Source organism: Streptacidiphilus carbonis, from assembly GCF_000787775.1.
Taxonomy (GTDB): Bacteria; Actinomycetota; Actinomycetes; order Streptomycetales; family Streptomycetaceae; genus Streptacidiphilus; species Streptacidiphilus carbonis.
The window spans coordinates 150847-161239 of the sequence record NZ_BBPM01000012.1 but is presented as its reverse complement, the minus strand read 5'-3'; the positions used below and the strand labels follow the sequence as shown (position 1 = coordinate 161239).

Here is a 10393-nt window from a genome sequence, read left to right as displayed (position 1 = left end):
CGGCGGTCGCCTTGTGCGACAGGGTGATCCGGCCCAGTTCGTCCAGGGTGAAGATCTCGGGGCCGCCGATGGCGTGGATGCCGTTCAGCGGGGCGCCCGCGGCGACCTCCGCCACCGCGGCGGCCACGTCCTTGGCGGCGATGGGCTGGACCGGCGTGGCGGGCAGCCGGACGGTGTCGGCGTCGGCCGTCCAGAACAGGGCGCCCTCCATGAACTCCATGAACTGCGTCGCCCGGACGATCGAGTAGGGCACCGACGAGTCCACCAGGAGCTTCTCCTGGAGCACCTTGGCCCGGTAGTAGTCCAGCTCCGGCACCAGCTCCACGCCGACGATCGAGAGGATGACGAAGTGGCCGACGCCGCCCTTCCGGCTCGCGGCCAGCAGGTTGTCCATCGAGGTCCGGAAGAAGGCCGGGGAGGCTTCGTCGAAGGTCGGCGAGTTCGTCAGGTTGACGACGACGTCGGCTCCCGCCACCGCCGCCTCCACTCCCTGGCCGCTGATGACGTCGACCCCGGTGGACTGCGAGTGCGGCACCGCCTGGTGTCCGGCGGCGTTCAGGTTCTTGACGACCTGTGAGCCGATCAGCCCGGTGCCGCCGATGACTGCGATCTTCATGACATGCCTTTCATTGAGGTTATGTGCCGAATATGGCATATGGGAGGTTTTCCGGCCGGGGCGAGGAGCAGCGTCACAGGCCGTCGACGAACGTGACCGTCTCGTCCAACGGTGCCCGGCCAGTACGGGCTTCACCTGCGGCGACGTCTTCGAAGCCGATCGACATGCCGCAGAAGAGGACGAGTTCACCCGGGGGCGACAGCACCTCCGCGACGGTGCCGTGAAACTTCGCCCAGGACATCTGCGGGCAGCTGTGCAGCCCCTCGGCGCGGAGCAGCAGCATGACGGTCTGCAGATACATGCCGACGTCGGACCACTGCGGCCGGCCCATGTCGCGGTCGAGGTAGCAGAACAGGGCGGCGGGCGCACCGAAGCAGTCCCAGTTCGCGGCGGCGGCCCGCTGCCGCGCCTCCCAGTCCTCGCGCCCGATGCCGAGCGCGCCGTAGCGCTGCTCGCCGAAGGCCGACCGGCGTTCGCGGTAGGGCGACTTCAGCGCCGCCGGGTACATCTCGTACTCCGCCTCGTCCCAGGGCTCGCCCGAGGCCAGACGCTCACCGACGCGCTTCTTGATCCCGGCCAGCGGCCCGCCGGTCACCACGTACGCGTGCCACGGCTGCAGGTTCGATCCCGACGGCGCCCAGGCCGCAGCGGCCAGAGCGCGCTCCAGCGTCTCCCGCGGGACCGGGCGGTCGGCGAACCCCCGCACCGCCCGTCTGCTCGCGACCGCTTCGTAGACGTCCAAGACCGCCCGCCTCCATCCGTATCCACCTTCGTTGCACTCACGATAGTATCATTCAATACCGTATTAGATGAAACGATCTCGATCGAGGACGGGAGCGATACGGAAGAGGCGGGCATGCAGCCCGAGCCCGAGGGCTCGGGCTGCATGCCCGCCCGGATGGTGCCTCAGGCGATGGCGAGGCGGTCCACCAGCAGTTCCACCCTGATTTCGGTGTGCTCCGGCGGGAGCCGTCCGGCCCGGGTCAGGGTGGCGAGTCCGTGCAGCGCCGCCCAGAACGTCTCGGTGAACAACCCCGGGTGGACACCGTCCCCGGCGACCTCGCCGAGGCTTTCCAGCAGGGCCGCGAAGGCATCCTTCAGCGGCTCCGGGGTGTCCTCCCGGGCGAACGTCAGACCGCCGTCGAGCTGGAACATGGCGTCGTAGACCGCCGGGTTGCGCTCGGCGAAGTCCAGATAGGCGCGGGCCAGCGCGGCGACCCGCTCGCGCGGGCCGTTCGCGCCGGAGGCCGCGCCCCGCACCGCCGCGGCCATCTCGGTGGCGCCCTCCAGGGCGACGGCGCCGATGATCTCGCGCTTGCCCCGGAAGTGGCTGTAGAGGACGGGCTGGCTGTACTCGATGCGCTCGGCGAGCCGGCGGGTGGTGACCGCGTCCCAGCCCTGCCCCTCGGCGATTTCGCGGGCCGTTGCCACGATGAGGCGCTCGCGGCCCGCCCGTTCGCGTTCCTTGCGTTCCTGTAGCGACATAATTGGATCCTAGCACCGCTAGACAACCAAGCGGCAGTAGCACTAGTGTTGCCTCATCAGCTAGCAGCGCTAGATCCCAGGAGGGGTCATCATGCTCAACGCACTCGAGGTCATCACCACCGTGGTCGTCGGCCTGATGGTGGGAGTGGAGTTCTCCGTCCTCTTCGTCATCGACCCGATCCTCAACGCCCTGCCCGAGGACAGCAAGCAAGCCGGCCATGCCCACGGAGGCCGGATGCTCGGCGCCGTCATGCCGTTCTGGTACATCGGCTCGCTGATCCTCGCCGCACTCTGGGCCGTCACCGGATGGCACCACCACGGCACCTCACTGGTCGTCACCGCCGCCGCGCTGCTGATCGTCAGCGTGATCATGTCGATTCTGCTGCTCGTCCCGATCAACAACCGCAACAAGACCTGGACCCCCGAGAACCGGCCCGCGGACTGGCAGGAGCAGCTGAACCGCTGGAACCGCTTCCACTACGCCCGCGTCGCCGTCATCATCGCCGCCTTCACCCTGCTGGTCACCTCCCTCACCTGACCCGGGGGCAGCTGCGGCCGGGGGAGGGCAGGCGGGAACGCCGCCCTCCCCCGACCGTTCGCGCATCCGCACGCCTTACGCCTTACGCCGTACGAGGGCGCGCCTACGCCTCGTCGTCCGCGGGATGGGCGAGCCGGGTCAGCAGATCCGTCAGCCGCTCGGGTTCGCCGGGTGCCAGTTCGGCGACCAGACGCCCGGCGAGCGGCTCCGCCGCCACATGGACCGCGTCGAAGACCTGCAGCCCCTGCGGGGTCAGCTCCACCGCCCGCCCCGCCGGTCCCCCGGGACCGCCTTGCGCACGGCCAGGCCCTTGCGCTCCAGGTCGTCCACGACCCGCATGATCCCCGCCTTGTCCGAACCCGTGGCCGCCGCCAGGTCCCGCTGCACCGTGGGCCCGTCGTTGGCGAGCACGATCAGCACGGCGAAGTGCCGCAGCTCGATGCCGAAGGGGCGCAGCGCCTCCCCCATCACCGCCGCCGCGCGCCAGTGCGCCCGGCGCAGCAGCAGCCCGAGAGCGAACGGCGAGGGGTCCCCGGGGCGGTCGGTCGCACGCGGGGCCACAGCTCTGTCAGGAACGTCGGCGGCCATCGGGCCAGGCTACGTCACTCGATACGGTATCGAGTGAAACCGAATCCGGGCTGCGGGACAGCGCCCGGGGCCGATCGGGCGGGCGGGGGCGGGGCTGGGCTGCGGGGGCGGGGAGTGCGACCCCGCCCGGGTAACCTCACCGGCCTGGCACACTGGAGGGTCTGCCCTTTCTCTCGGCGCTCCGGAGGCTCCCCCGTGTCCGATGGTCCCCTCATCGTTCAATCCGACAAGACCTTGCTCCTGGAGACCGGCCACCCGCTGGCCGACGAGTGCCGACGGGTCATCGCGCCCTTCGCCGAGCTGGAGCGGGCGCCCGAGCACGTCCACACCTACCGCGTGACCCCGCTGGGGCTGTGGAACGCCCGGGCGGCGGGGCACGACGCCGAGCAGGTGGTGGACGCGCTGGTGCGCTACTCGCGCTACCCGGTGCCGCACGCGCTGCTGGTGGACGTGGCCGACACCATGGCCCGCTACGGGCGGCTCACCCTGTCCAAGCACCCGGTCCACGGGCTGGTGCTGACCAGCACCGACCGTCCGGTGCTGGAGGAGGTGCTGCGCTCCAAGAAGATCGTCCCGCTGGTCGGCGCCCGGCTGGACCCGGACACCGTGGCGGTGCACCCCTCCGAGCGCGGGCAGATCAAGCAGGTGCTGCTGAAGCTGGGCTGGCCGGCCGAGGACCTGGCCGGCTACGTGGACGGCGAGGCGCACCCGATCGAGCTGGACCAGGACGGCTGGTCGCTGCGCCCCTACCAGGAGCAGGCGGTCGAGGGCTTCTGGCACGGCGGCTCCGGCGTGGTGGTGCTCCCCTGCGGGGCCGGCAAGACCCTGGTCGGCGCGGCCGCGATGGCCACCGCCAAGGCGACCACCCTGATCCTGGTCACCAACACCGTCTCGGCCCGCCAGTGGAAGCACGAGCTGGTCAAGCGCACCTCGCTGACCGAGGACGAGATCGGCGAGTACAGCGGCACCAGGAAGGAGATCCGCCCGGTCACCATCGCCACCTACCAGGTGATGACGACCAAGCGGAAGGGCGTCTACGCGCACCTGGAGCTGTTCGACTCCCGCGACTGGGGCCTGATCGTCTACGACGAGGTGCACCTGCTGCCGGCCCCGGTCTTCAAGTTCACCGCCGACCTCCAGGCCCGCCGCCGGCTCGGCCTGACCGCGACGCTGGTCCGCGAGGACGGCCGCGAGGGCGACGTGTTCTCGCTGATCGGCCCCAAGCGCTTCGACGCCCCGTGGAAGGAGATCGAGGCCCAGGGCTACATCGCCCCCGCCGACTGCGTCGAGGTCCGGGTCACCCTGACCGACGGCGAGCGGCTCGCCTACGCCACCGCCGAGCCCGAGGAGCGCTACCGCTTCTGCGCGACCACGGCGACCAAGCGCCGGGTCACCCAGGCACTGGTGGAGAAGCACCGCGGCACCCCCACCCTGGTCATCGGGCAGTACATCGACCAGCTGGACGAGCTCGGCGAGGTGCTGGACGCCCCGGTGATCAAGGGGGAGACCACCAACCTGCAGCGCGAGAAGCTCTTCGACGCGTTCCGCAACGGCGAGATCACCGTGCTGGTGGTGTCCAAGGTCGCCAACTTCTCCATCGACCTGCCCGAGGCCACCGTCGCCATCCAGGTCTCCGGCACCTTCGGCTCCCGCCAGGAGGAGGCCCAGCGGCTGGGCCGGGTGCTCCGTCCCAAGGCGGACGGGCACACCGCGCACTTCTACTCGGTCGTCGCCCGGGACACCATCGACCAGGACTTCGCGGCGCACCGCCAGCGCTTTCTGGCCGAGCAGGGCTACGCCTACCGGATCATCGACGCGGACGACGTCCTGGCGGGCGACGACGTCTGACCGCTCCCACTGACCGTCCGTCAGCCGACCGCCTGTCAGCTGCCGTTGCCGGCCACCACGGGGCCGACGTAGGTGCCGGGGTGAGTGGCGCCGCTCTGGTCCATCACGTCGGCGAAGCCGTCCCACTTCAGCGTGGCGGAGTGGGTCTCACCGGGCGGGGTGACCAGCAGGCTCACGGCGTTGAACGCCAGCGATTCGCCGGGGTTGGCGGAGTCGAACGGCAGGTAGGTGATCTCGAAGGAGGCGGTGGCGCCCGACCTGAGCGTCACCGTGCCGACGCCCTTGGACTGCCGGGTGAGCGACCAGTGCGCACCGCTCTTGCTGACGATGTCGACCCCCGGGAAGCCGTGCAGGGTGCAGCTGCCGCTGCCCCGGTTGGTGAGCACCACGCCGATCCCGCCCTGGCTGCCCACCGACTGGGCCCCGCTGTCGGGGCCGAAGGAGAAGCCCAGGTTCGAGGTCCTGCAGCCGGCGCCGGTCGCCGAGGTGGTCGTGGTGCCGCCCGAACCGCCGCTCGAACCGCTGCCGCCAGAACCGCTGCCCGAACCCCCGCCGGTGGGTGCCGCCGACGGAGCGGAGGTGCCCGCGCCGCCGGTGGTTCCGGTGCTCCCGGTCGACCCCCCGTCGGCGCTCGCCACCGCGGAGGCCGACGCCCCGCCGCTCCCGGCGGCGCCCCCGGCCGTCACACTCCCCGTCGCGCTGCCCTGGCAGGCGGTGAGCGCGGCCCCCGCCGCCAGCGCCATGCCGACCGTCGCCGCAATCCGCCGAGTACGCAGCTGAACACCCATCAGAACTCCCCACCCCAAGGCCGAATGCGGAACTCGCACCGCTGCGGTCCGGCCTCACGTGATCTTTATACGCAGCCCGGGAAAGCTCTGGTTGCTCCGGTGACACGCCTGTGACAGCGGTGACCGAACGGTCACAAACCCTCGCGTCCGAGCAGGACGACCCGCCAGGCGGTGTCGAGGAAGATCCCGGCGCCGCGCAGCGCGGTGCGCACGGGGCGGTGCCGGTGGTCATCGGCGGTGTGGTCGTGATCGACGACGGTACTGCCGTGGCGGGCGCTGGGGCCGGCCACGGCCTTCGGGGAGAACTGTGCGGTAGCCATGGTTCAACCGTAGGTTTTTCGACCCGCGCGGTCGTCGGACCGCAGGGCGATCCCCGGGGGTGCGACATGTCGTCCGAACGGGGTACCCGGCATCCCCCTTGAGTCAGGGTTCTCCCTGATCCGACGAATCAATTCGTTGGCCAACGTCCCGACCATGGGTCTACCATGTCCGCTCTGCCGCCTCCCCCTCGTCCCCGAGTGCTTGGGAGCGCGCCGCCCGGTCGGTACCGGACGGCTTCCGAACTCAATATCACCGATCCTTGAGACCGCTGCGCGCCGGGCACCCCCCGGTGTTCCGCAGCCGGGAAGGCTTCACCGTGCCCTCGCTTGACAGCGATCACACGCCCGTACCGTCCACCTCCCCCGGCTCTGCCGACCCCCTGCAACGCGAACGCGACCACCTCGCCCACTCCCGCGCGGCGCTGGCCGCCATGCGTGCCGACGTGGAGTCGCTGGACCTCGCCGACGTCACCGGGAACTGGGTGAACGCGGCCATCCTCCAGCGCGAGATGTCCGACCGGATCAAGGCCCTCGCCGACCTCGCCCACACCCCGCTGTTCTTCGGCCGCCTGGACTACCTCCACGCGCCGGGGATGGACCTGGCCGAGGGCGCCGAAGAGGCTGGGCGCGAAGCGCCGCGGAAGGGGGTGGTGGTCGGGCAGGGGGCACCCCCGGACGAAGTTTGGGGGAGGGAGGGCGAGCAGTTCTACATCGGCCGCCGGCACGTGCACGACGCCGACGGCGACCCCATGGTCATCGACTGGCGCGCCCCGGTCTCCCAGCCGTTCTACCGCGCCAGCCGCAAGGATCCGATGGACGTGGACCTGCGCCGGCGCTTCGGCTACACCGGCGGCGAGCTCACCGCCTACGAGGACGAGCACCTCACCGACGCCGAGGAGGTGGGGCAGGCCAGCGCCCTGCTGACGGCCGAGATCGAACGCCCCCGTGTCGGCCCGATGCGCGACATCGTCGCGACCATCCAGCCCGAGCAGGACGAGATCGTCCGCGCCGACGTGCACGGCACCGTCTGCGTCCAGGGAGCGCCCGGCACCGGGAAGACCGCCGTCGGCCTACACCGTGTCGCCTACCTGCTCTACGCCCACCGGGAGCGGCTGGCCCGCACCGGCACCCTGGTCATCGGCCCGAACCGGTCCTTCCTGCACTACATCGAGCAGGTGCTGCCCGCGCTGGGCGAGCTGGACGTGGCCCAGGCCACCGTGGAGGAGCTGGTCTCCCAGGTGCGGGTGAGCGGCGCCGACCCCGCCGACGCCGCCGTCGTCAAGGGCGACGCCCGGATGGCGCAGGTGCTCCAGCGCGCGGTCCGCTCCGGCATCCGGATGCCCACCGAGCCCTGCGTGGTGGTCCGCGGCTCCCGCCGCTGGCGCATCCCGGCCTACGAACTGGAGGAGCTGGCCCAGGAGCTGATGGACCGTGACATCCGCTACGGCGCCGCCCTGGCCGCCCTCCCGCAGCGGATCGCGCACGCCGTCCTGGTGAAGATGGAGAACGGCGGCGAGGCGCCCGACGACCGGGTCCAGGACGCGGTGGCCCGCAACCCCGCCGTGAAGGCCGCGGTGAAGGCCATCTGGCCGGCGGTGGACCCGGCCAAGCTGGTCTTCCGGCTGCTGTCCGACGCCGCCTTCCTGGCCGAGTGCGCCGACGGCATCCTCATCCCCGAGGAGCAGCGGACCGTCCTTTGGGCCAAGCCCCCGCGCAGCGTGAAGTCCGCGCCCTGGTCGCTGGCCGACGCCGTGCTGGTGGACGAGGCCCGCGACCTGGTCGAGCGGACCCACTCGCTCGGCCATGTCGTCCTGGACGAGGCCCAGGACCTCTCCCCGATGCAGTACCGGGCCGTCGGCCGCCGCTGCACGACCGGATCGGCCACCGTCCTCGGCGACATCGCCCAGGGCACCACCCCGTGGGCCACCGGGACCTGGGCCGAGGCGCTGCGGCACCTGGGGAAGCCGGGCTCCAGGATCGAGGCGCTGAACAAGACCTTCCGCGTCCCCAGCGAGGTGATCCGCTACGCCTCCCGGCTGCTGCCCGGCATCGCCCCCGACCTGGAGCCGGCCGACTCGGTACGCGAGTCCCACGGCGCGCTGACGATCCGCCACATCCCGGCGCCCGCACCGGAGGACACCGCGGCATTGAACGACGCCGCCGCGCTGGACGCCACCGTCTCGGCCACCCCGGCCGCGCTCACCGACGCCGTGGTCGCCGCCTGCCGCGAGACGCTCCGCCAGGAGGGCTCCATCGGCCTGATCGCCGCGGACCACCGCGTCCCGCTGCTCGCCGCCGCGCTGGACGCGGCCGGGATGCCCCACCTGGCCCCGGGCACCGAGACCTCCGCCGCCTCCCGGCTCACCCTGGTCCCCGCCTCCCTGGCCAAGGGCCTGGAGTACGACTACGTCGTCCTCGACGAACCCGCCGCCATCGTCGACGCCGAACCCGACCCCCGCACCGGCCTCCGCCGCCTCTACGTCTGCCTCACCCGCCCGGTCTCAGGCCTCACCGTCCTCCACACCCGCCCACTGCCCGCGGCGCTCGCCGGCTAGCGCGCGGCTCGCGCCCCTGGGGCCGCAACTGAACCGCCGTGAGCAAGTCGCACCACACAGGGGCGCGGGGAACTGCGCGACCAGCCATGCACCGAGGTGCACGCCGAACCGCGCGGTTCCCCCACCCCCCGTGGCACCGCTACGCCGCCGCGTGGGCCTCGGAGTCGACGAGCCGCCGCCACTCCTGCACCAACCCGGTGTCCACCGGCGTGTCCCACCCCCCGCTGCGGACCATCCCGCCCACGTGGAACCCGTCGATCCCCTGGGCCAGCAGCCCGCGCACATGCTGGGACTTGAGCCCCCCGCCCACCAGGATCTTCGGCCCGTACCCGGGCTGCCCGGCCCGCTTCGCCTCCGCCGCCAGAACGTCCAGCCCGTCCGCCACCCCGGCCGGGGACCCCGCGGTCAGCACGGTGTCCAATCCCGGCAACCCGTCGATCGCGGCCCGCACCGCCTCCCGGTCCGCCGCGTTGTCCAGCGCCCGGTGGAACGTCCAGCTGCAGCCGTCGATCGCCGTCAGCACCGTGCGCACGGCGTCCAGATCGACCGCCCCCTGAGGGGTCAGGAAGCCCAGGACGAACTCCTCCGCGCCCTCGGCGCGCAGCGCCTGTGCCGTCTCGGCGAGGGCGCCGAGATCCCTCGGCAGGAAGCCGTCCCCGTCGCGCAGCATCACCCGCAGCGGGATGTGCACGGCGGAGCGGATCCGGGCGAACTCCTCGACCGAGGGGGTGAGTCCGTCGGCGGCCATGTCGCCGGCCAACTCCAAACGGTCGGCACCACCGGCAGCCGCTGCCACCGCATCCTGCGCGGACGTGGCGATAACCTCGAAGATTGGTCTAGACATATCGCTAAGCCTGCCATATCCGGCCGCCGCACGGCGAGTCCTGATCGTCCCTTGATCGCACAAATTCCGCGACCGCTCTCGTTCACAATGGCGTCATGCCGACGCACCCGCACCCCGACACCGCGCTCGCCGCGGCGCTCCTGGACCGCTGGAACACCCTCCTCGGACGGGTCGCCGCCGAGGGGTCACCGGCCCCCGCACCCTTCGGCGACGAACTGCTCCGCCGCTGGTCGGAGCCGCAACGGAGGTACCACACGCTGAGCCATCTGGCCGCGGTCCTGGACGTCGCGGACGAGCTCGCGGACGAGGCGGAGGACGCCGACGCGGTCCGGCTGGCCGCCTGGTTCCACGACGCCGTGTACGCGCCGGACCGCTCCGAGAACGAGGAGCGCAGCGCGAGGCTCGCCGAGCGGGTGCTGCCGGAGGCAGGGGTTCCGGCTGCGGTCACCGCGGAGGCGGCCCGCCTGGTCCGGCTCACCACCACTCACGAGGCGGCCGAGGGCGACCGCAACGGCGCCGTCCTCTCCGACGCGGACCTCGCGGTGCTGGGCGGCTCCCCCACGGCATACGCCGCCTACGCGGCGGCCGTCCGCGAGGAGTACTCCTTCGTCCCGGACGCGGCCTTCCGCGACGGTCGCGCGGCGATCCTGCGGCAACTCCTGGACCTGCCGCGCCTCTACAGCACCGCCGCAGCCCGGGCCCGCTACGGCGCCGCAGCCCGCACCAACCTCATGATGGAGCTGAACGCCCTACGCCCGTAGCGGGCTTGTCGCGCAGTTCCCCGCGCCCCCATGGGGGCGCGGGGAACTGC

12 protein-coding genes are annotated in these 10393 nt (G+C 72.0%); 4 read left to right on the top strand and 8 right to left on the bottom strand.

From position 1 onward, the window contains the following. The 3 genes from TR46_RS12340 to TR46_RS12330 form a co-directional block, all read right to left on the bottom strand. On the bottom strand, positions 1-616 hold a 616-nt coding region (locus TR46_RS12340; protein ID WP_063770576.1), incomplete at its 3' end, for an SDR family oxidoreductase. A gap of 73 nt (positions 617-689) precedes the next feature. Beyond that, positions 690-1358, bottom strand: a complete 669-nt coding sequence (locus tag TR46_RS12335; protein WP_042398465.1) for a nitroreductase — start codon at positions 1356-1358, stop codon at positions 690-692. A gap of 164 nt (positions 1359-1522) precedes the next feature. After that, positions 1523-2101, bottom strand: a complete 579-nt coding sequence (locus tag TR46_RS12330; protein WP_042398461.1) for a TetR/AcrR family transcriptional regulator — start codon at positions 2099-2101, stop codon at positions 1523-1525. A gap of 91 nt (positions 2102-2192) precedes the next feature. Here TR46_RS12330 and TR46_RS12325 point away from each other — a divergent pair, with 91 nt between their 5' ends. Then, positions 2193-2639 carry an anthrone oxygenase family protein gene (locus tag TR46_RS12325; RefSeq protein WP_042398458.1) on the top strand — a complete coding sequence of 149 codons (447 nt, stop codon included), beginning with the start codon at positions 2193-2195 and terminating at the stop codon, positions 2637-2639. Between the two features lie 103 nt (positions 2640-2742). Here the strand turns inward: TR46_RS12325 and TR46_RS44175 are convergent, their stop codons facing one another. Then, on the bottom strand, positions 2743-2901 hold the full coding sequence (locus tag TR46_RS44175; protein WP_236655311.1) for a winged helix DNA-binding protein: 159 nt from the start codon (positions 2899-2901) through the stop codon (positions 2743-2745). Continuing rightward, positions 2892-3227 carry a MarR family winged helix-turn-helix transcriptional regulator gene (locus tag TR46_RS12320; protein ID WP_236655310.1) on the bottom strand — a complete coding sequence of 112 codons (336 nt, stop codon included), beginning with the start codon at positions 3225-3227 and terminating at the stop codon, positions 2892-2894. The genes TR46_RS44175 and TR46_RS12320 overlap by 10 nt, the downstream gene beginning before the upstream one ends. A gap of 195 nt (positions 3228-3422) precedes the next feature. Between TR46_RS12320 and TR46_RS12315 the strand changes: the two genes are divergently transcribed. Next, positions 3423-5075: a DNA repair helicase XPB gene (locus TR46_RS12315; RefSeq protein ID WP_042398456.1), complete on the top strand. Its 1653-nt coding sequence runs from the start codon at positions 3423-3425 to the stop codon at positions 5073-5075. Between the two features lie 35 nt (positions 5076-5110). Here TR46_RS12315 and TR46_RS12310 read toward each other — a convergent pair whose 3' ends face one another. Next, the gene (locus TR46_RS12310) at positions 5111-5863 is read right to left on the bottom strand and encodes a DUF4232 domain-containing protein (protein WP_084718361.1); all 753 of its coding nucleotides are present in this window, start codon (positions 5861-5863) and stop codon (positions 5111-5113) included. Between the two features lie 131 nt (positions 5864-5994). Further along, positions 5995-6183: a hypothetical protein gene (locus TR46_RS12305; RefSeq protein ID WP_042398453.1), complete on the bottom strand. Its 189-nt coding sequence runs from the start codon at positions 6181-6183 to the stop codon at positions 5995-5997. A 317-nt stretch (positions 6184-6500) separates the two neighbouring features. On the opposite strand from TR46_RS12305, the gene TR46_RS12300 reads away from it, so the two are divergent. Further along, a complete protein-coding gene (locus TR46_RS12300) occupies positions 6501-8738 on the top strand; it encodes a HelD family protein (RefSeq protein WP_042398609.1) in 2238 nt (745 codons plus the stop codon). Positions 8739-8877: 139 nt separating this feature from the next. Here the strand turns inward: TR46_RS12300 and TR46_RS12295 are convergent, their stop codons facing one another. Then, a complete protein-coding gene (locus tag TR46_RS12295; protein WP_042398450.1) occupies positions 8878-9582 on the bottom strand; it encodes a copper homeostasis protein CutC in 705 nt (234 codons plus the stop codon). A 95-nt stretch (positions 9583-9677) separates the two neighbouring features. Between TR46_RS12295 and TR46_RS12290 the strand changes: the two genes are divergently transcribed. Further along, positions 9678-10343, top strand: coding sequence for an HD domain-containing protein (locus TR46_RS12290; protein WP_042398447.1), 666 nt, complete (start codon positions 9678-9680; stop codon positions 10341-10343). Positions 10344-10393 lie beyond the last annotated feature (50 nt).